17 protein-coding genes and 1 pseudogene are annotated in these 21,614 nt (G+C 45.3%); 7 read left to right on the forward strand and 11 right to left on the reverse strand.

Going from position 1 to position 21,614, the window contains the following annotated elements:
* Window positions 1-419 precede the first annotated feature (419 nt).
* From ACLTL4_RS00675 to ACLTL4_RS00695, 5 genes are all read right to left on the reverse strand, one after another.
* Complete coding sequence (locus tag ACLTL4_RS00675) at window positions 420-1,691, reverse strand: diaminopimelate decarboxylase (protein ID WP_173867048.1); 1,272 nt, start codon at window positions 1,689-1,691, stop codon at window positions 420-422.
* 168 nt (window positions 1,692-1,859) lie between these two features.
* On the reverse strand, window positions 1,860-3,875 hold the full coding sequence (locus ACLTL4_RS00680; RefSeq protein WP_173895772.1) for an LTA synthase family protein: 2,016 nt from the start codon (window positions 3,873-3,875) through the stop codon (window positions 1,860-1,862).
* 3 nt (window positions 3,876-3,878) lie between these two features.
* Window positions 3,879-5,315, reverse strand: coding sequence for a pyruvate kinase (gene pyk, locus ACLTL4_RS00685; protein ID WP_022118664.1), 1,437 nt, complete (start codon window positions 5,313-5,315; stop codon window positions 3,879-3,881).
* A gap of 38 nt (window positions 5,316-5,353) precedes the next feature.
* Window positions 5,354-6,187, reverse strand: a complete 834-nt coding sequence (locus ACLTL4_RS00690; RefSeq protein ID WP_147631571.1) for a hypothetical protein — start codon at window positions 6,185-6,187, stop codon at window positions 5,354-5,356.
* A gap of 165 nt (window positions 6,188-6,352) precedes the next feature.
* Window positions 6,353-6,604: a LysM peptidoglycan-binding domain-containing protein gene (locus tag ACLTL4_RS00695; protein WP_173895774.1), complete on the reverse strand. Its 252-nt coding sequence runs from the start codon at window positions 6,602-6,604 to the stop codon at window positions 6,353-6,355.
* Between the two features lie 287 nt (window positions 6,605-6,891).
* Between ACLTL4_RS00695 and aroC the strand changes: the two are divergent.
* Window positions 6,892-7,958: pseudogene (gene aroC, locus ACLTL4_RS00700) on the forward strand (chorismate synthase).
* Between the two features lie 168 nt (window positions 7,959-8,126).
* Here aroC and ACLTL4_RS00705 read toward each other — a convergent pair.
* Entirely contained in the window at window positions 8,127-9,188 is a 1,062-nt protein-coding gene (locus ACLTL4_RS00705) for a lactonase family protein (protein WP_173866001.1), read from the reverse strand.
* A gap of 278 nt (window positions 9,189-9,466) precedes the next feature.
* Here ACLTL4_RS00705 and ACLTL4_RS00710 point away from each other — a divergent pair, with 278 nt between their 5' ends.
* From ACLTL4_RS00710 to ACLTL4_RS00725, 4 genes are read left to right on the forward strand one after another with little or no spacing between them, the layout of a single operon-like run.
* Window positions 9,467-10,540: an ABC transporter ATP-binding protein gene (locus tag ACLTL4_RS00710; RefSeq protein ID WP_412320151.1), complete on the forward strand. Its 1,074-nt coding sequence runs from the start codon at window positions 9,467-9,469 to the stop codon at window positions 10,538-10,540.
* Window positions 10,530-11,345 (forward strand): ABC transporter permease, encoded by an 816-nt coding sequence (locus tag ACLTL4_RS00715; RefSeq protein WP_412291218.1) that lies wholly within the window; start codon window positions 10,530-10,532, stop codon window positions 11,343-11,345. The genes ACLTL4_RS00710 and ACLTL4_RS00715 overlap by 11 nt, the downstream gene beginning before the upstream one ends.
* Window positions 11,342-13,225: an extracellular solute-binding protein gene (locus tag ACLTL4_RS00720; RefSeq protein WP_412291219.1), complete on the forward strand. Its 1,884-nt coding sequence runs from the start codon at window positions 11,342-11,344 to the stop codon at window positions 13,223-13,225. Before ACLTL4_RS00715 ends, ACLTL4_RS00720 begins: the two co-directional genes overlap by 4 nt.
* Window positions 13,226-13,241: 16 nt before the next feature.
* Complete coding sequence (locus ACLTL4_RS00725; RefSeq protein WP_412291220.1) at window positions 13,242-13,748, forward strand: flavin reductase family protein; 507 nt, start codon at window positions 13,242-13,244, stop codon at window positions 13,746-13,748.
* Between the two features lie 128 nt (window positions 13,749-13,876).
* On the opposite strand, the gene ACLTL4_RS00730 is transcribed toward ACLTL4_RS00725, so the two are convergent.
* Window positions 13,877-15,247, reverse strand: coding sequence for a sodium-dependent transporter (locus tag ACLTL4_RS00730; RefSeq protein WP_412291221.1), 1,371 nt, complete (start codon window positions 15,245-15,247; stop codon window positions 13,877-13,879).
* Between the two features lie 103 nt (window positions 15,248-15,350).
* Between ACLTL4_RS00730 and ACLTL4_RS00735 the strand changes: the two genes are divergently transcribed.
* Window positions 15,351-16,271: an RluA family pseudouridine synthase gene (locus ACLTL4_RS00735; protein WP_173895783.1), complete on the forward strand. Its 921-nt coding sequence runs from the start codon at window positions 15,351-15,353 to the stop codon at window positions 16,269-16,271.
* On the opposite strand, the gene ACLTL4_RS00740 is transcribed toward ACLTL4_RS00735, so the two are convergent.
* Window positions 16,216-16,716, reverse strand: a complete 501-nt coding sequence (locus ACLTL4_RS00740; protein ID WP_022118942.1) for a heme-degrading domain-containing protein — start codon at window positions 16,714-16,716, stop codon at window positions 16,216-16,218. The two genes, ACLTL4_RS00735 and ACLTL4_RS00740, sit on opposite strands and share 56 nt — an antisense overlap.
* Before the next feature lie 210 nt (window positions 16,717-16,926).
* On the opposite strand from ACLTL4_RS00740, the gene ACLTL4_RS00745 reads away from it, so the two are divergent.
* Window positions 16,927-17,406 carry an S-ribosylhomocysteine lyase gene (locus ACLTL4_RS00745; RefSeq protein WP_173866007.1) on the forward strand — a complete coding sequence of 160 codons (480 nt, stop codon included), beginning with the start codon at window positions 16,927-16,929 and terminating at the stop codon, window positions 17,404-17,406.
* Here the strand turns inward: ACLTL4_RS00745 and ACLTL4_RS00750 are convergent, their stop codons facing one another.
* The 3 genes from ACLTL4_RS00750 to ACLTL4_RS00760 are packed head-to-tail and all read right to left on the reverse strand — an operon-like array spanning window position 17,407 to window position 21,603.
* Entirely contained in the window at window positions 17,407-17,949 is a 543-nt protein-coding gene (locus ACLTL4_RS00750; RefSeq protein WP_147631586.1) for a DUF5662 family protein, read from the reverse strand.
* The gene (locus ACLTL4_RS00755) at window positions 17,903-19,768 is read right to left on the reverse strand and encodes a hypothetical protein (protein WP_412320152.1); all 1,866 of its coding nucleotides are present in this window, start codon (window positions 19,766-19,768) and stop codon (window positions 17,903-17,905) included. The genes ACLTL4_RS00750 and ACLTL4_RS00755 overlap by 47 nt, the downstream gene beginning before the upstream one ends.
* Window positions 19,768-21,603 carry an ABC-F family ATP-binding cassette domain-containing protein gene (locus ACLTL4_RS00760; protein ID WP_147631589.1) on the reverse strand — a complete coding sequence of 612 codons (1,836 nt, stop codon included), beginning with the start codon at window positions 21,601-21,603 and terminating at the stop codon, window positions 19,768-19,770. The genes ACLTL4_RS00755 and ACLTL4_RS00760 overlap by 1 nt, the downstream gene beginning before the upstream one ends.
* Window positions 21,604-21,614 lie beyond the last annotated feature (11 nt).

The following is a 21,614-nucleotide window of genomic DNA, read 5'->3' on the forward strand; positions in this document are numbered from 1 at the left end:
CTGCACTTTCATCTCGGTAATTGAATTGCCGAGGATTCCCGCTTATTGTCCTAAATGATTCTTCCATTGAACGCACACAAAACCTAGCATGCACTTTTGCTTTATTATAACATAAGTCTTAAAGAATACCAGAGCGAATCCCGACACGAATACAAGCTTGTTGCTCGCCGTCTTTAGAAGCGAAAGTCCTCTCACATCTGATTTAGCAAACAGAAAACGCTTCAGATGCAGCTCCCTGTCACATCTGTGACTTTGGCTCTGCGTCTAAAGCGTCTGGCTGATTTTTCTATTTTCTGTTTTCCGGAAGATGTTCTCCTGCTTCAATCCCATTCAAAAAGAATACCAGAACAGCGACCACGCATCCGGTCAGTACCTTGATCCATTTTGCCATTTTATTCTCTCCATGGTAAAATTATCGATTACTCCAGTACTTTTTTGTAAAAGTCAAAGCAGTCGAAGGTTGCAAAATAATCTTTCGGTGTCTCTGCACGGCGGATCAGTTTTGCCTCTCCGTCTTCTGTGAGCAGAACTTCTGCAGATTTCAATTTGCCGTTGTAATTATATCCCATGGAAAATCCATGTGCACCGGTATCATGGATGACCAGAAGATCTCCCATATCTACCTTCGGCAGCATACGGTCGATTGCAAACTTATCGTTATTCTCACACAGAGAACCGGTTACATCGTACATATGGTCGCATGGCTGATCTTCTTTACCCATAACCGTGATATGATGATAAGCACCGTACATCGCCGGACGCATCAGATTTACCGCACACGCATCCACACCAATGTATTCTTTGTAGGTGTGCTTTTCGTTGATCGCCTTTGTTACCAGACAGCCATAAGGTCCCATCATAAAACGGCCAAGTTCTGTGTAGATCGCCACATCACCCATGCCTGCCGGAACCAGAATCTCATTGTATACTTTCTCCACGCCTTTTCCGATCACGCGGATGTCATTTGGCTCCTGATCCGGGCGATAAGGGATACCGACACCACCGGAAAGATTGATAAATCCGATGTGTACACCAACTTCTTCTTTCAGGCGTACTGCCAGTTCGAACAGTTTCTGAGCCAGCAGCGGATAATAATCATTTGTGACCGTATTGCTTGCCAAAAATGCATGGATACCAAACTCTTCCACACCTTTTGCTTTCATGATACGGAATGCTTCGAAGATCTGTTCTGTTGTCATACCGTATTTGGAGTCGCCAGGGTTATCCATGATGTCATTGCTGATCTTAAAGATTCCTCCCGGATTGTAGCGACAGCTCATCTTTTTCGGCAGCTTTCCAACAGCTTTCTCCACTTTTTCAATGTGTGTGATATCATCCAGGTTGATGATACCGTTCAAAGATGCTGCATAAGCAAACTCCTGTTCCGGTGTATCGTTGGAAGAAAACATAATGTCATCTCCGGTTGCACCGATCGCTTTGGAGAGCATCAGCTCTGTCATGGAAGAACAGTCGCAGCCACAGCCGTATTCTCTTAAAATCTGGATCAGAAACGGGTTTGGCGTTGCCTTGACTGCAAAATATTCTTTATATCCCTTGTTCCATGCAAAGGCTTCTTTTAAAGCTTTCGCATTTTCGCGGATGCCTTTTTCATCGTAAAGATGGAACGGTGTCGGAAATTCTTTTACAATTTCCTGAAGTTTATCGTAAGTCACAAATGGTTTTTTATTCATCGGTACGTTCCTTTCCTGTTCACTTGCATGAACACCTGCAGAATATGCTGCTGACAGATTCCTTTTTATATCTGCAACTTTAGCACGCTGCTCTGTCAGACAACAATATGTAAAAAATATAATACGGAAGCCTTTGTTTGTCAATACCTGCATGTATGCACTTTTGAATTATTCCAGAGCCTTTTCACTGATATCTGCAAAGAAATTTTTTATCCGATGTTTTTTATCAACAAGATTATTATACTGCAAAATTGCATAATCATTCAAAATACCGCTCTGTTTTTCATTGCTCCACTGCTGAAATGTGCCATCTGTTCCCTGATAGAAGTTCGCTGTCACAACCGGATACTGCTGCTGCAGTTTTTCCAGCCAGCTCTGATAACCGGTCTTTTCAAGTCCGGCAGTATCCATCAGCAGACCACTCAAATAATTGGTACTGATCGCATCGACTTCTTTTTCCTCGATGTCGTAATTCGCCCACATGACAAACGGCACTTCGTAGCTGGTTTTCAGTTTGTCCGTTGTATCGTTTCGCGTGGCTGTGTCTTCTCCTAAAACACGCAGAACAGAGTTGGTGATATATTCTGCAGGCTGATGATCACCAAACATCAGAATGATGGTCTTTTCATCCTCATCCTGGAAATAGTCGATCAGATTTTCAAAAGCCTCATCGGTTTTTTTGATCAGAGTCAGATATTTCTCAGTTGCCTCGATCTGAACCTGATGAACCGAACGCAGATCTTCGCCGGCATCGCTGAACTGGATCTCATTTGTCAGATCCTCATATTCTTTGCTGTAGCCTCCGTGGTTCTGCATCGTTACTTCAAATGCAAACAGTGGACTGCCTTCCTCTTTTTCTTCATAAAGCTCGATCAGCTTGTCAAAAGCAGACTCATCATCCACCCAACCACGCAGCAACGTTGCATCCGGAAAGTCTCCGGTATCCCGGAAATACTCGCTGTCAAAGCCAAGATACTGATAAACTTTGTCCCGGTTCCATCCGGTTGAATAATAAGGATGAAGAGCTGCTGTCTGATAGCCCAGTTTTCCAAGCTGTGATGCAAGGGACGGCATGGCTCCGTTTAAAAACTGCTGATACGGAACACTTCCGGTCGGCAGAAATGCCATCGTATTTCCGGTCAGAAACTCAAACTCGGTATTTGCCGTATTTCCGCCCTTTACCGAAACATAGAGATTGCCGCGGACGGTATTCTTTTTCAGGGACCGCCAGAACGGCATGTAATCTTCCGTTGTGTTAAAGTCTCCATAGACAGAAAGATCTGAAAATGCCTCATTCATGATCACAAGAATATTTGGCTGATCTTCCATATCCGTTTTGTCGGTATGGTTCTCTTCGCCTCCGGATGAAACGGATGTTTCCTCTGCAATCTTCTGTGCCGCATCTGTGGAATATCCCTGCGGCTTTTCAATATGCAGATACTGCAAGTTGGCAAGATACGCTACCATAAAACCATTGTTTCGGTAAAGGACATTTGGCGTAAACAGAATATCATCCAGTCCAAAAATTTCCTCACAGTTTTCTGTCTGCACATAGCTGACAAAAGCAAACATCAGTACCAAAGATACTGCAACGGAGAGCAGGCGTTTTTTCACATTTCCAAAGGGAAAGCGCATCTTTTCTCCGAGGATCGCGAGCCACAGAAATCCCATAAGTACAAAATACAGCCGCCAGGAAACATCCAGCGTATAATTATCTGCCACGCTTGCTGCCGTGCGAAGCGAATACAGATCCCAGGGCACGATTGGAGAAGAACGAAAACTGACCACAAAATAGTTGACTGTCCCTGCCAGAGCCGGAAAAACCGGTGTAAGCATAGCTCCCCATCTCATATTGCCGGATACTGCTGTTACGATCAGATATAACACCAGATAAAACAGGTAGTTCAAAAAAAAGATTAACGGTGTCAGATCCCATGGCACATGGGTAAAAAACTCCATGCAGCACAAGGCTGCCGCCGGAAGTGCCAGAAACACGATCGGGCTTAATTTCTTTGGTATTTTAAAATCCCAGGCGATAAAACCGCCCGCCAGGATTGCAAGGAGCAGTGCCAGTCCTGCTTTTGCCAGCTGAAATCCATCGCCTTTTACTGCCAGTATTTCTAAAATAATCATAAGAAGAGCTGCACCAAGTGCAACTCCTCTTCTCTTCTTCGACTTTGTCATCGCCTATTTTGCCTCAACCACCTGCATTACATTTGTGGAACGTCCACGGCCAGATACCATGTTGGTTGCCGGATCGCCCGCTGTAAATACAGCCAGTTCTCCTTTCTTAATCAGTTTGCGGCGTAAAATGATCTTCATGGAGTTGGTGATCATATGCCTTGTGCTGTCTTCTGTTTCACCCGGCATCGCATAGACACCCCAGTAAAGCTGCATCCTGCGGACTGCCTGCTCACTTGGAGAGATCGCATAGATTGGTGTCTTCGGACGCAGGCTGGAGATCATCCTTGCCGTGTAGCCGGTCATGGTCGGAACAACCAGACAGGATGCTTTAAGGATCTCAGCTGTGGACACACTTGCAAATCCAACTGCCATGGAAATATCTTTTTTACGCTGTTTTTTATTTAATTTCTGAAGATTGGAGTAATCCAGATGAGCTTCTGTCGTCTCTGCGATCTTTGCCATCATGCGGACTGCTTCTACCGGATATTTGCCCATTGCGGTCTCTCCGGAAAGCATGATCGCATCACTGCCGTCGTAGATCGCATTTGCCACATCACCGGCCTCTGCTCTGGTCGGACGCGGATTGCGGATCATCGAATCCAGCATCTGTGTTGCAGTGACAACCGGTTTACATTTGCGGTTGCATTTGTGGATGATCTTCTTCTGGATATGCGGAACCTGGTCTGCCGGGATCTCCACGCCGAGATCCCCTCGTGCAACCATGATGCCGTCTGCCGCATCCAGGATCTCATCAATATTTTCCACACCTTCTGCATTTTCGATCTTGGCAATAATGCCGATATCTCTGCCGTGATTATCTTCCAGGATCTCGCGGATATCCATGATGCAGTCACTGTTTCGTACAAAGGAGGCTGCGATATAATCCACACCCTGTTCAATACCAAACAGAATATCTTCTCTGTCTTTCTGTGTCACACCCGGAAGATGTATTTTTACATTTGGAACATTGACGCCTTTTCGCTCACCCAGCTCACCGCCGTTTTTGATGATACACTCAATCTTGTCGGCAGAAACACGCTGTACTTCCAGACCGATCAGACCGTCATCGATCAGGATCGTGTCACCCTTTCTCACATCGTAGACAAGCTGCTGATAGGTGATGGAACATCCTGTTTCATCGCCTTCTCGCTCTTCTGTATACAGTGTAAATTCCTTTCCCTGCTCCAGAGATACTTTCTTGCCGTCTTTGAGAAGCCCGGTACGAATCTCCGGTCCTTTCGTATCCAGCATCAGTGCAACCGGAATGCCAAGCTGTTCGGAAACCTGACGCACCAGTGCGATACGCTCAGCATGTTCTTCGTAGCTTCCATGAGAAAAATTGAAACGTGCCACGTTCATTCCGCCTGCGATCAGTTCTTTGAGAATGATCTTGTCCATCGTTCTTGGTCCCATTGTACAGATAATCTTTGTTTTCTTCATTATTCCTCCTGCTGCCGCTTTGCGGCCTGACCACATTTTTATTTTTTGATATGTTTGTGCGTAAACAGATGATCCTGGCAATACTCATAATTTCCGTCGCATTTGGAACAGAAACGAAATTCGAGATCATCACCGTCCAGCTCGGTTCTGCCGCAGATCGCACACTTGTGCTTGGTAATACCGGATCTGCCTGACTGACTGGTCTGCCTTTTGAAATTTTGCTTCCGACGGATTTCTTTTGGTGAAACCTTGTTGTAATTTCTCGTCATCAGGAAAAACAGGATGAAATTGAACATGGATGCAATGATCGCCACTCTTCCAGCCCAGTTTGTCTGAAGGAAGGAAAGGACAATGAAAGCTCCGTAAAGAATCCCAAACCATTTGACCTTGATCGGTATGATAAAATACAACAGCAACTCCATATTCGGATAGCAGACTGCAAACGCCAGAAAAATGGACATATTGATATAATATGTGGAAAACAGTGCCTGCCCGAACACGATATTTCCGCCCATCACAGCATATAAGATAAATGCTCCGATAATTGTCGAAATAATTCCTGAAAAAATATAAGCATTATACCGGAACGCCCCCCAGGTCTGCTCCAGTGAATTGCCAAGAGAATAATACAGCATCAGCATGATGATCGTAAAAATACCAGGTGATTCCGGCGGAATTAAAACCCAGGTGATCAGTCTCCAGATCTGCCCTCTTAAGATATAATACGGCTCAAGGCTTAAATAGTTATACAGTACACCCGGTGCCAGGAAATACAGAAAATAACCGATAACATAAGCTCCGATGATGTACGTGGACAGATTGTGTATGGCATACCGTCCGAATTTACGTTCCATTTTGTTTAAAAAGTTCATAAAAGTTCTTTCATCTTCCTTTCCGCATCGTGTGTTCTGCAAGCTTTCACGGGACAAAAATGCTCTGTCCCGCCTGCCTGTCAATGCCGAATCTATTATAAATTTGATTGTATCTTTTGTCAATCAAAGTGCCTGATTTTTCACAAAGTTTACAAACACTTTAGATTATGAAAGGCTCTGCATTTCATCCGCTCTTTTCTTATCCAAATTTTCCCCTTTTGTCTCTTTGCATCTTCGGCATCCGAAATCCGGAATGCACAGTTCATCTCCGATCTGCAGATTGTATACGTTTACCCAGGGATTGGCAAACAGAAGGGCCGAAACGGTTACACCATATCTCTTTCCTAGTTTATATAAAGTATCTCCCTGCTCGATCACATGAATAAATCCAAAACGACATGTTTTTGCATTGTCCATTCTCTGTCAGCTCCACGATTGCTTTCTGCTCGCTCTATTATATGAAGCACAGCCTGCTGCTGTTCACAGATATTCGGCAAACGATAGCCTCCAAGGCTTTCCACTATTTCCAACTTTCTATTGAATTTTCTGAAATCTTTCATTATAATAACCTCAAAATGATGATATGGGATATTTAAAAGTGAGAAAATTTCTCTGTAACTCTGTAACAGAACTGTTTTCAGGCATCCGGTATGGGGCAGCTGTCTTTTGGTCCCGACATCTTATTTTACTTAGGAGGTAATTTTATGGCAGGTTCTACATTTGGAACTTTATTTAAAATAACTACATGGGGCGAATCTCACGGTGCCGGCGTCGGTGTCGTTGTGGACGGATGCCCTGCCGGTCTTTCGCTTTGCGAGGACGATATCCAAAAATTTTTAAACCGCAGGAAACCTGGACAGAGTCGTTACACGACTCCGCGAAAAGAGGATGATGCGGTTGAGATCCTCTCCGGTGTTTTTGAAGGAAAGACAACCGGAACGCCGATTTCCATGCTGGTACGCAATCAGAATCAGCGTTCCAAAGACTACAGTGAGATCGCTTTACTACCGCCCGGGCTGATCTGACCTTGATCTGAAATATGGTTTCCGACGCGGCGGAGGAGTCTTGGGCCGTTGTAGCTGCAATCGCCTGCAAGATTCTTGATCAGCTCGGCATAAAGATTTTAACTTACACAAAATCGATCGGTGACATCACCGCAGATCCGGCCTGCTTTGACCGCAGTGTGATCATGGAAAATCCTTTTTATATGCCGGATGCCGACGCAGCAAAAAAAGCAGGGGAATTTCTTGAAGAATGTATGAAAAATGAAGATTCCAGCGGCGGAAGCATTGAGTGCGTGATCCAGAATATGCCGGCCGGTATCGGTGAACCGGTATTTGAAAAATTAAGTGCCAACCTGGGCAAAGCGATTTTATCGATCGGTGCCGTAAAGGCTTTCGAAATCGGTGACGGCACGGCAGTTGCCCATGCACTCGGTCATACAAACAATGACCAGTATACAAGGGATCCGGATGGAAAGATCATCAAGCTTACCAACCACTCCGGCGGTATCCTGGGCGGCATCAGCGACGGAAGTGACATCCTTTTGCGTGTATCCGTCAAACCGACGCCTTCGATCTCAAGAGAACAGTCCACCATTACAAAAGACGGAGGCAGCAGACAGATTTCTGTAAAAGGCCGCCACGATCCGGTCATCGTACCGCGTGCCGTTGTTGTCGTTGAATCCATGGCTGCGATCACGCTGGTCGATATGCTGATGTGCAGCATTACTTCCAACATGACAAATCTGGAGCGATTTTTCCGTAAATAAAATGCTGAAAAAGCATATAAGATCATGAATCCTTTCTGTATGATTCGAAAGGCATTACATAAAAATACCGACTTTCTGTTTTTTGATTTTTCAATCTTATTTCAGAGAAAGTCGGTATTTTTTATATTCTTTATGTTTTTCTGAATCCCTTTGATCCGGTGTCCGTCCTTAATCCGGCTGTCCGGCTTTGGAGATCAGGATACAGTTCGGCGTATCGATCTTGATCGGTCTTCCTTTCATATAAAGCAGACCCTTTTCGTAATCCACCGTGAAGAAGCGGATCTCATTGGACTCATGGTTCAGCACGACCATGGTCTTCTCATCCGGGAATACAGCAATATCTTTTGGATACTTTCCGCTGATCGGAAGAATACAGATCTTGGAAAGCATACCTGTCTCTGGATCAATTTTAAACACGCCGGCTGTCTCAGAACCTGCTGTGGTGCAGTAGAGATATTTGCCGCTCGGTGCGATACGCAGTCCGGAAGAAGCACATCCATAGTGGTCTTTGCTGTCGGAGATGTCCACTTTCTGAATCTGTTCGAATTTGCCGCCCTCTCCGCTCGCATCGTATGCATAGACCAGCACTTCGTTGGTCAGCTCGCAGTTCACATAAGCGAAACGTCCGTCTCTGCTGAAACGGATCAGACGCGGTCCGGACTCCAGTTCGCAGCGGATGATATCATAGAGTTTCAGTTTACCGTTCGTCTGATTTACCGTATAGACTTTGATCTGGTCAATACCATTGTCTACCACGCACAGATATTTATCGTCCGGTGTGATCATCGCACAGGTGACACGCGGGCGGAAATTTCGCTCTGCAACGCTGCCGAGTCCCTGATGGAAAATGCCGTCGAGCACTTCTCCAAGACTTCCGTCTTCTTTGATACGCACCACTGTGATCTTGCCGTCATGGTAGCCGCAAACAAAAAGGAATTTTCCTTCTTTGTCTGTTGAAAGGAAACATCCTCTCATACCGTCAATACCGACTTTGTTGATTGGTTCCAGTCCGCCGTCCTCTTTGATCTTCAGGACTTCAACACCTTCATCTGCAATCGAATACAGATATTTTCCATTGTTGGATTTTGCCACATGAGATGCGTTATTTACCGGAACGACTTCGCGTTCTGTCATGTAACCATTTTCTACGTCCAGGTCGTATACATGGATACCAATACTGCTTCCGTGTGTATAAGTTCCGACATATGCAACATACTTATCCTTACTCATCTGTAATCCTCCTTTAACTTGTCAGTCTTGTTTTTATTTTACCATATTTTTTTTGATTTGTTAAGACAAATTAAAACATTTTGCACAAAAAAGATATTGCAATTTTTTATCGATACGTGTATGATATTTTTGGAAGCAAAGAGGTCACTGCGTAAGCACTCTGCGCTATATCCGGCAAGATGCCCGATGTTCGCAGAAAGCACTGCAGACGGCCTTTTTTTGTTGTAAGATTAGGAGGTGCTTCACTAAAAAACAAACTCAGACTGGAGGTATAAAGCATGAGCAACAAGCTGATTGATTTTATCAACATTTCAAAATCCTACGGTACACAGACCGTTCTGGATGATCTGAACCTTTATATCCGTGAAAATGAATTTCTGACCCTGCTTGGTCCAAGCGGCTGCGGCAAAACAACGACGCTTCGTATTCTGGGCGGATTTGAAACTCCCGACTGCGGTCAGGTAATCTTTGACGGTGAAGATATTACGAATCTTCCGCCTAATAAAAGGCAGCTGAATACCGTTTTTCAGAAATATGCACTGTTTACCCACATGACTATTGCCGAAAATATTGCGTTTGGCCTGAAGATCAAGAAAAAAAGCAAACAGTATATTTATGATAAGATCAAGTATGCCTTAAAGCTTGTCAATCTGGACGGATATGAAAACCGTATGCCGGATTCTTTAAGCGGCGGCCAGCAACAGCGTATTGCGATTGCCCGTGCGATTGTAAATGAACCGAAAGTACTTCTTCTGGATGAACCGCTCGGTGCCCTGGATCTGAAACTGCGTCAGGATATGCAGTATGAACTGATCCGCCTCAAAAACGAACTTGGCATTACTTTTATTTATGTAACACACGATCAGGAAGAGGCACTTACCATGTCTGACACGATCGTGGTTATGAATCAGGGCTATATTCAGCAGATTGGCACGCCGGAGCGTATTTACAATGAACCGGAAAATGCTTTTGTCGCTGACTTTATCGGTGAGAGCAACATCATTCCGAGCCTGATGTTAAAAGACCGTCTGGTAAAAATACTTGGTGTTCCGTTTGCCTGCGTGGACGAAGGATTCGGACAGAACAAACCGGTCGATGTCGTGATCCGTCCGGAAGATATCTGCCTTCGCAAACCGGGTGAAGGAAGCATTGACGGTGTTGTCACGCATCTGATCTTCAAAGGCGTTCATTATGAAATGGAAGTCCGTGCAAATGAATACGACTGGCTGGTGCACAGAACCAAGATGTTCCCGGTCGGCACACAGGTTTCCATCCATGTAGATCCTTTTGATATCCAGATCATGAAAAAACCGGAATCTGAAGATGAGGAGGCCGTCAACATTGAAGAATAAACGTTATCTTGCAGGGCCGTACTTGTTCTGGTCGATTTCTTTTGTCGTGATCCCTCTGCTGGTGGTCTTCTACTATGCCATGACAAATGATGAAGGCAGTATCACTTTTGCAAATCTTGCCCAGATCACCACACAGGAAAATTTAAAGGCACTTGGCATGTCACTGCTCCTCTCTTTCGTGAGTACAGCGATCTGTCTGCTGCTTGCCTATCCGCTTGCCATGATCTTAAGCAGCAAGAATGTCAATCAGTCCAGTTTTATCGTGCTGATTTTCATTCTTCCGATGTGGATGAATTTCCTGCTCCGCACCATGGCATGGCAGACGCTTCTGGAAAAAAACGGTGTGATCAACAGCATCCTTTCTTTTGTGCATCTCCCGGCACTGGAGATCATCAACACTCCTTGGGCGATCATTCTTGGCATGGTTTACAATTTTCTGCCTTTTATGGTGCTGCCGATCTACAATGTACTGATCAAGATCGACCGTGATGTCATCAATGCAGCAAGAGACCTTGGAGCAAGCTCTTCTTATACTTTTTTAAAAATCATACTGCCACTGAGCATCCCCGGCATCATCAGCGGCATTACGATGGTATTTGTACCGGCTCTGACAACTTTCGTTATTTCCGATCTTCTCGGCGGAGGCAAGATCCTGCTGATCGGCAATGTCATCGAACAGTCTTTCAAGCAAAACAGCAACTGGCACGTCGGAAGCGGACTTTCCATGGTCCTGATGGTATTTATCATTGCCAGCATGGCACTGGTAGCAAAATATGACAAAGAAGGGGAGGGCTCTTCGTTTTGATAAAGAAATATCTCGAAAAAATATATCTTGCCCTGATCTTCATCCTGCTCTACGCACCGATCCTCACTCTGATCGTGCTGTCTTTCAATAATTCAAAGACCAGGGCAAAATGGGGCGGATTTACTCTGAAATGGTACAGCAGCCTTTTTCAGAATGAACAGATCATGAATGCACTTTACACCACTTTGATCATCTCCCTGCTCGCAGCCGTGATCGCAACCGTGATCGGAACAGCCGCAGCGATCGCGATCCATAGCATGAAACAGAAATGGCGTACTTTATATTCCGGGCTGACCAACATCCCGATGATGAATGCAGAGATCGTGATGGGTGTTTCTCTGATGCTTTTATTTATTGCCTTTCACGTTACGCTTGGATTCGGAACAATTCTGATCGCCCATATCACGTTCAATATACCTTATGTCATACTGAGTGTGGCACCGAAACTGCGACAGACGAGCCGACGTACTTATGAGGCGGCACTGGATCTTGGGGCTTCTCCTCTTTATGCCTTTTTTAAAGTGACGTTTCCTGACATTCTGCCGGGTGTGCTCTCCGGTTTTATGCTGGCGTTTACCATGTCACTGGATGATTTTGTGATCACACATTTTACAAAAGGTCCCGGTGTGGATACCCTTTCTACCAAAATCTATTCAGAAGTGCGTAAGGGCATCAAACCGGAAATGTACGCACTTTCTACCCTGCTGTTTGTTACGGTTCTGGTACTTCTGATCCTGGTCAACGTATCACCGAAAAAGGACGCAGAGACAGCGGCAACCAGAAAACACGTCCGCCGCCGTTCCAGAGCCGGCAGGATCCTGATCAAACGTGTGATCCCTGTCGCGATCTGCCTGGTATTTGTCGGAGGCGGTATTTACTATGCTTCCAAGGGTCAGATGCTGACAAAAGAAAAACTGATCGTCTACAACTGGGGCGAATACATGGATCCGGATGTCATCACCCTGTTTGAAGAAGAAACCGGCATTGATGTTGTATATGAAGAATTTGAGACAAACGAGATCATGTATCCGAAGATCAGTTCCGGTGCCATTGCCTATGATCTGGTATGTCCTTCAGACTATATGATCCAGAGAATGAGGGAGAATGACCTGCTCGCCGAAATCAATTTTGACAATATTCCGAATATCAAAAACATCGGCAAAGACTATCTGGAACGTTCAAAAGAGTTTGATCCGGAAAACAAATACTCGGTTCCGTACTGCTGGGGTACCGTTGGTATCCTCTATAATAAGACCATGGTAGATGAGCCGATCGACAGCTGGAGTGTTCTGTGGGATGAGAAATACAAAGACAACATCCTGATGCAGGATTCCGTCCGTGACGCATTTGGCGTGGCACTCAAATACCTCGGCTACTCCTTAAATTCCACGGATCTGGATGAACTGAACGAAGCTAAAGACCTGCTGACCCGCCAGAAACCGCTGGTACAGGCATATGTCATCGATCAGGTCCGTGACAAAATGATTGGAAATGAAGCAGCGATCGGTGTCATTTATTCCGGTGAAGCCATCTACACCCAGCAGGAAAACTCGAATCTGGAGTACGTGATCCCGAAAGAGGGAAGCAATCTCTGGATCGATTCCTGGGTGATCCCGAAAAATGCCGAGCACAAGGAAAATGCTGAGAAATTTATCAACTTCCTCTGCCGCCCGGATATCGCCCTGATGAATTTTGAATACATTACCTACTCAACGCCAAACACCGCAGCACGCGAACTGATCGAGGATGAAAGCATCCGCAACAGCAAGATCGCTTTCCCGGATCTTTCCACTGTACCAAATCTGGAAACGTTTCAGTATCTTGGCACAAAGAACGATGAGGTGTATAATGAACTTTGGAATAAAGTAAAATCAAAATAACCTGGAGGTATATACTATGAGTTTTAAAAAGATCAAACCAGAAGAACTTCAGAAAAATCCATTTCAGATGATTGGAAAAGAATGGCTGCTCGTAACAGCCGAAAAAGACGGAAAAGCAAACACCATGACTGCTTCCTGGGGCGGTGTCGGTGTGATGTGGGGCAGAAACGTGGCCTTTATCGTGATCCGTCCGCAACGTTATACAAAAGAATTTATCGACGCTTCCGATAAGCTTTCTCTCTCTGTTCTTGATGAAGAGTACCGCAAGACACTCAGCTATCTTGGCTCCGTATCCGGAAGAGACGAAGACAAGATTGCCAAAAGCGGTCTTACCGTAGCTCACACGGACGATGTTCCGTATTTTGCCGAAGCAAATACCGTGATCACAGGCAAAAAACTCTATGCACAGGAATACAGACCAGAATGCTTTATCGATTCATCTCTTGACGAAAAATGGTATCCTCAGAAAGATTATCATACCATGTACATTCTGGAGATTGAAAAAATACTGGTCCGTGAATAAAACATTTGTACAATCTTGCATAATTGCTCATAGAAAAAGTGACAGATTTCGATTGTGAATCTGTCACTTTTTCTATAATGTGTGACACCATGATGCCAGTTCAAAAGACCGTTTAACCAGGTATCTTTTTATGCAAAGAATTTTGTATAATATCCCATCACAAAGATAAACAGGACGATCAGCGGCAAAATGTATTTCACATAAAACGCGATCTGTCTTGGGAATTTCATACCTTTTCCGGTATTCGTCTCTTTGAGGAAATTCTCATATCCCCATCCAAGCTTCGTCGTACAGAACAGCAGGTAGACAAGACTTCCAAGTGGCAGCAGATTGTTGCTGACAATAAAGTCCTCCAGATCCAGGATCGTGCTTCCAGCTCCAAGTGGTGTGATACCGCTCCATACATTATAGCCAAGCACGCATGGCATAGAAAGAACCAGTACACCGACCAGATTGATCAAAACCGCCTTTTTGCGATCCCATCCTTTCAGATCCATAATAAAAGAAATGATATTTTCAAAAACGGCGATAACCGTAGATAAGGATGCAAATGTCATAAACAGAAAGAATAACGTACCCCACAATCTTCCTCCTGCCATGGCGTTAAATACATTCGGCAGTGTGATAAAGATCAGGCTCGGGCCGCTGTCCGGCTGCACATTGTAGGCAAAACAGGACGGAAAAATGATCAGTCCTGACATCAGTGCCACAAAGGTATCCAGCACACAGATGCTGACTGCCTCGCCTGTCAGGGCACGCTCTTTTCCAATGTAGCTTCCAAAGATAGCCAGTGCCCCGATTCCGATACTGAGTGTAAAGAATGCCTGTCCCATCGCAGCATAGACCACTTCACCGATCCCAGCTTCTTTTACTTTTCCGAAATCTGGATACAGATAGAACTTCAGTCCTTCCTGTCCGCCCGGAAGCAGGACCGAACGAACTGCCAGAACGACCATCAGGGAGAGCAGACATACCATCATCACTTTTGTGATACGCTCCACACCTTTCTGAAGACCTTTTGCACAAATGCCGAAGCAAAGCAAAACAGCGATCGCCATAAATACCGTCATCAGTACCGGCTGTCCGAGCATATGACTGAAGGCCTCCCCTACCTGATCGGAATTTAAGCCATCAAACTGTCCCGTTGCCATCTTCACAAAATACAGGATCATCCATCCAGCGATCGTTGTGTAGAACATCATCAGCAAATAATTTCCGGCGATCGCACCATATTTATACAAGTGCCATTTCGTTCCTTTCGGCTCCAGAACATCAAACGAACAGGCTGCACTTTTCTGACTCGCACGTCCGACCGCAAACTCAGCTACCATGACCGGCAGACCGAGGATCAGAAGAAACGCCAGGTAGATCAGTACAAACGCCGCTCCTCCGTACTTTCCAACAATGTACGGAAACCTCCATACATTTCCAAGACCGATGGCACATCCTGCCGAGATCAAGATAAAACCAAGTCTTGAACCAAACTTCTCTCGTTCCATTTCTTACTTTTTCCTTTCTTTTTCATCTTTTCTTTGACAAGCAAAAATTTGTGCCCTATACTCTTCTTTAGTTTTACAAAAAGTAACTCTGAAAGGATTTTCTATGACACGTACATTTGTTTACTCCATATCTGCCGAAGAATCCGGCACAAAAATAACGGATTACCTGAGAAATCACGGCTATTCCCGCCACATTCTGACCTGTCTGAAGCATACCGACGACACGGTTCTTGTAAACGGTTTAGGCGTTTATATGAACTATGTCCTTCAGCCGGATGACCGGCTGACCATTGTGATACCGGAAGAAACACCGTCGGAACATATCGTTCCTGTAAACCTTCCTTTTCCGGTTGTCTATGAAGATGAAGATCTGATGATCATCAATAAACCATCGGATATGCCGATCCATCCATCGATCCATAATTATGAGAATACACTCGCCAACGCTGCTGCCTGGTATTTTGGGCAAAAAGGAGAAACCTTTGTTTATCGCTGCATCAACCGACTGGACCGTGATACCACCGGACTTCTGATCCTGGCCAAAAACCGTTTAAGCGGTGCCCTGCTCTCCAGAATGAGTGCAGAACGTAAGATCCACCGGCAGTATCTTGCCATCGCTACAGGAGAGATTCCAAAATGTGGTACGATCGATGCACCGATCGCAAGAGCCTGTGATTCTGCCATCCTGCGGCAGGTTGATTTTGTCCATGGTGAACGGGCAATAACGCATTATCGCCTGCTTAAATTTGACGGTTTTTATTCTCTTGTGCTTTTACAGCTGGAAACGGGACGTACGCATCAGATCCGGGTTCATATGAACCACATCGGCCACCCGCTTCCCGGAGACTATCTTTACAATCCGGATTACCGGCTTATAAAAAGACAGGCTCTCCACTCTTGTCGGCTGACTTTCTGCCACCCGATCAGTGGAAAGCCCATGGATTTTACTGCCCCGATTCCGGATGATTTTAAAACATTTGCGTGCGGATGCGTGGAACTTCATCAATATGCAGATAACGGCTGATGCTCTTTACGATCAGATCGTGATCAGAAAAATGATCCTGCCCTTCGACCAGAATGGCTCCGATCACACCTACTTCTTCGATGCGGATCGGAAATCCTCCTCCGCAGGCTGCGTAATCTTTCTCATCAAGATACCAGTCTGCGAGCGTCTCTTCACTTTTACGCAGAAGCACACTCGTATAAAGGGAACTTCTCTCTAAGGTACGCACGGTATTCATTTTTCGCTGAAGCCACCGTTCGCTCTGAAGGTTCACACTGTCAGATGCATACTGAAATACCGTCAGCCCGTTATTCAGACGGATACTGACTGCCACCGGAAGTTTTCTTTTGATTGCTTCCGCCACGATACAGTTACCCACCTCCCATGCATCTGCATTTGTAAAGTGAGAAAACTGCAAAATCTCTTCCTGCATATCAAGCAGCCCCAATAATTCATCAATCGTCATATGCTATCACTCCTTTTGTATCACTATGACTGTCTTTTATTCTACCACTCTTTTTGTCCGGACTCAACAAATTTCTGCTTTTCACATGCCTTTCAAAATGCTATACTGAAGACAGGATGTCTGGATCAAAACAGGAAGCCGCAATATGTGCCTTCTCGTCTGATACCCACATCAAAAATATTGAAAAAAACAGAAAGAGAGGTTTTTCCATTGAAAAAAATAGCAAGTTTCACCATAGACCATATCAAACTGCAGCCGGGCATTTATGTATCCCGCAAGGACCACATCGGTGCAGATACGATCACAACGTTTGATCTTCGCATGACTTCCCCAAATGAGGAGCCTGTCATGAATACCGCTGAACTCCACACGATCGAGCATCTCGGTGCTACTTTCCTTCGCAATCATCCGATTTTTGCTGATAAAACTGTATACTTTGGCCCGATGGGATGTCGCACCGGTTTTTATCTGCTTCTCGCAGGAGATTATGAATCCAAAGACATCGTCCCTCTGGTCACAGAAATGTTTACCTTTATCCGCGATTTCCACGATGAAGTACCTGGGGCATCACCAAAAGACTGCGGCAATTATCTGGATATGAATCTTTCCATGGCAAACTACCTGGCAAAAAAATATTTAGATGAAGTTCTGACCGATATCAAAGCAGACCGCCTGATCTATCCGGAATGATCACTTTCCTTTCAGGTAAACCTGCCGGATATAACGGTAAAGATAATCTTCGCCTTTTTTATCGAGGATTGTCAACAGTTTTACCAGATCTTTTTCTGTCTGGGGATGCATCATATAATGGTGCTTCCCCTTTTCATAATACTGCAGCGGGAAATGATCGTTATAGTTTTTTCCGTTGTAGATCTTGGATGCCGCCATACGATCCATCATCATCTCTGCGATATATTTTCTCGGCATCGGCATACCGGTCATCGGGTTGCCGTCTTTTTCCACACTGTAATCGATCCAGTATTCAAAATGATGGCGGTTGCGTCCTTTGTGATGCAACCATGCTTTGGATACGCCGGTCTCTTCTCTCTCTGCATTGTTCGGACTGCGGTTGCCCTGATAATATTTGCATCCGACCAGAAACTCCGTCGGCGAATATTTTGACAGGTCGTGTGTCAGTCCCTGTTTGTAAAGTCCGATTTTAAAACACTCTTTCATCACCAGGATCTTATGCCTTGTGATGGTTGTGAAGTGTCCGATTACTTTCTTTAACATCTTTATGCTTCCTTCCAATCAACACAGTTACCGTCCTTGACGATACCTGTACCTGTCTGCTGTCCGGCAACAGACGCCATTTGTCCTCTTCCAAAATGCCCTCACTCGTATCCAGAGCCACATTCCAGCGATAGCCGCTCGGCAAAGCCGGAAGTGCAAAAGTATGCTCCATCCAGTGCATATTATAGGCAATATAGATCAGTTCATCCTCATCGGCATATTTGCCGCAGTACATGACACCGATCTTACGGTTCTGCCCGTCCAGTTCCCCGTACCACGCACTGCTGCTGTGATAGGAAATCCCCGGAAAACCGCAGGATAAGCTGTCCGTCATGCTCAGTTCCTGTCCCATATGCAGGATTTTATGCTTTTTGCGAAATGCGATCAGATCTTTTACAAACCGGAACATTTCACTGTTTCCGGATTTATATCCTTTCCAGTCAAGCCAGGAAATCTCATTGTCCAGACAATATGGATTGTTGTTGCCAAGCTGCGAGTTGCAGAACTCATCTCCGGCAAGGATCATCGGCGTTCCTGCCGACAAAAGCAGCATACACCATGCATTTTTCATCTGACGGTTTCGAAGCTCCAGAATTTTCTTTTTGCGGCTTTTTCCTTCTTCTCCGCAGTTCCAGCTGTAATTCTGCACTCTTCCGTCACGGTTCTGCTCGCCGTTATCTTCATTGTGACGTTCTTCATAAGATACCAGGTCACATAATGTGAACCCGTCATGGCTTGCTATGTAATTGATCAGCCCGCTGCCCTTTGGATTCCGCCTCATCCGCTCTGCAAATGCTTTCAGGCTCTCTTCGTCTCCTTTTAAGAAACGCCGGACATCGATCATAAACCCATCGTTGCACTCTGCCACCATCCGTTTTTTTGGCAGATTCTTCTTGCCATAGATCTCCTCCACCGGGAAATAAATATTTAAAAGCTTGGTATCTGCAAACAGTGGATCCGTCGCCATCAGGTTACAGATGCCCTGCACGCCGCGGACATGAAATCCATCCACATGATATTCCTGCACCCAGTATTGCAGACATTCTGTAATATAACGCGGGCTGCATCCTTCCGGAAAATAAAATTCCATCAGAACTTCGATACCAAGACGGTGCATGGTCTTTACCATATCTTTAAATTCACGCACCGGATCTTTTGTCGCTGCATAGGCACGTTTCGGGGCAAAATGAAAGGCCTTTGTATAGCCCCAGTAGTTCAGACGCTTCGGAAGCTCTTCTTCTTTACGGTACCGGGCATGTGTTTTCACAGACTCCATTTCAGTGAATTCATAGGCCGGCATCAGCTTGATCTGATTGATGCCAAGCTCTTTGAAATATTCCGCCTTCTCGGTGATTCCAAGGAAGGTTCCCTTATGACGCACACCGGAATAACGCTGTTTTGTAAACCCACGTACATGAAAGCTGTACATCACGGCATCTTCGTATGCGATCTGCGGTTTCCGGTCATCCTCCCAGTCGTAATTTCCGGCGATCATCGCACAGCGGACTTCGTGTCCCTCCGGATGCTCCTCACCAAATTTCCCGGTTCCGATCAGTACTTTTGCATAAGGATCCAAAGTTACTTTTCCATCTATGCAAAAATTGTATTCATATCGTGCAGATGCTATTTTTTCTGCTTTGACACAGACGATATCTCCAATCGTGTTTGTTGCAGGAAACGGTATTTCCTGTATTACTTCTTTACTGCCTTTTTTATAAAGAAGCAGGCTGGCTTCTTCGTTGTTTTTGCGTTCCATCGAAAAGACGATTCCGTCTTTGACCGGAACGGCTCCCATTGCCTGGAATGTTTCCACTTTCATCAACCTTTCTGTGACTCTATTTTTTCCGCCAGATCATTTAAATAAACCCATCGATTCATCTTTTCTTCCAGTGCATGCTCCGCCTTTTCTTTTTCTTTCATCAGTTCGTTTAATTTTCCCGGATTTGTTGCATTTGCCAGAATCTCAGCTTCCAGAGCGGCGATCCCATCTTCTAACTGTGCGATGTCGTCATCGATCGTTTCAAATTCTTTCTGTTCTTTATAGGAAAATTTCAGTTTTGTCTTACGGTTCTGCTTCCAGTCTCTGGAAGATTTTGAACTCCCTTCCTCAGACTTTCCCTTTCCGGATTTCCCGAAAAGTGCATTCCCGCTTTCCGATGTTTCTTGTGATGTTCTTTTCTGTTTTGTTTCCAGATAGTCGGTATAACCACCTTCGTACTGCTGCAAATGACCGTTTCCGTCAAATTCAAAAATGCGGTCCACCACATTGTCCAGAAAATAGCGGTCATGGGATACGGTGATCACAATCCCCGGAAAACTGTTCAGGAAATCCTCCAGAATCGTCAGCGTCTGAATATCAATATCATTGGAGAGCTCATCAAACAGATATACATTTGCCCCGGTAAAAATAACTTTCAGCAGGTACAGTCTTTTTTTCTCCCCGCCAGAAAGCTTGGATACCGGTGCATACTGCATTTCCGGTGTAAACAGAAATCGCTCCAGCATCTGAGATGCCGAGATCTTCCCGTCTTTTGTCGGCAGATACTCTGCCACATCTTTGATGTAATCGATCACCCGCTGCTCGGTATTCATATCCGGCACTTCCTGTGCAAAATATCCAAGCTGAATCGTCTCACCGATCTCCACGCTCCCACTGTCCGGCTCGATCAGCCCGGCAATGATCTTGATCAGCGTTGATTTGCCGCATCCGTTCGGTCCGATGATGCCAAGCCGCTGATTTTTCAGAACAATGTAATCAAAATCATCGATCAGTACTTTCTCTCCGTAGCGTTTGCTGATATGATGCAGTTCTACTGTCTTTCTGCCCATTCTTGCAGCTGTTGCTTCAATCTCAAGTGTGGCGTCACTGACCGGTGCTTTTCCCGCTTTTAAAGCCTCAAGACGCTCCAGTCTCGCACGCTGTTTGGTACTTCTCGCACGACAGCCGCGTTTTGCCCATTCAAGTTCCATACGAAGGACGCTCTGTCTTTTTCGCTCCGTTGCCAGTGCCATCTCTTCTCTTTGCACTTTCAGCTCCAGAAATTTTGAATAATTTGCTTCATAACTGTAAATTTTCCCATGATCCAGCTCCAGGATCCGATTACTCACACGATCCAGGAAATAGCGATCATGCGTTACCATGATCACGGTTCCTTTATAACGATTCAAATAGTCTTCCAGCCATGTGAGCATCTCATTATCCAAATGGTTGGTCGGCTCGTCCAGCAGCAGTACATCAAAATCCTGCACCAGTGTCCGTACAAGTGCCGCCTTTCTCCTCTGACCACCGGAAAGCTCTGCCAGCGGCTGCTCATGATCCACAATGCCCAGCTGATTGAGCATGCTCTTTGCTTCACTTTGCAGTGTCCAGTCCATGTCCCACATACCATCTGTCACATAGGAAAGTACGGTTTTTTCTTCCGGAAATGCCGGATTCTGCTGCAGGTATGCGATCCGGATCCCGTTCTGTGTGATTACCTGCCCTTCATCTGGCTGTTCCAGTCCAGCAAGCACACGCAAAAGTGTTGTTTTTCCGGTTCCGTTGATACCGATCACACCGATCTTCTCTCCTTCGGAAATGCCACAGGAAACGTCATCAAAAATCACTTTTCCGCCAAAAATCTTGCTGATATGTTCTATATTGATAATATTCATAAAATGCCGGC

It is taken from the genome of Hominisplanchenecus sp., assembly GCF_046967715.1.
GTDB classification, from domain to species: domain Bacteria; phylum Bacillota; class Clostridia; order Lachnospirales; family Lachnospiraceae; genus Hominisplanchenecus; species Hominisplanchenecus faecis.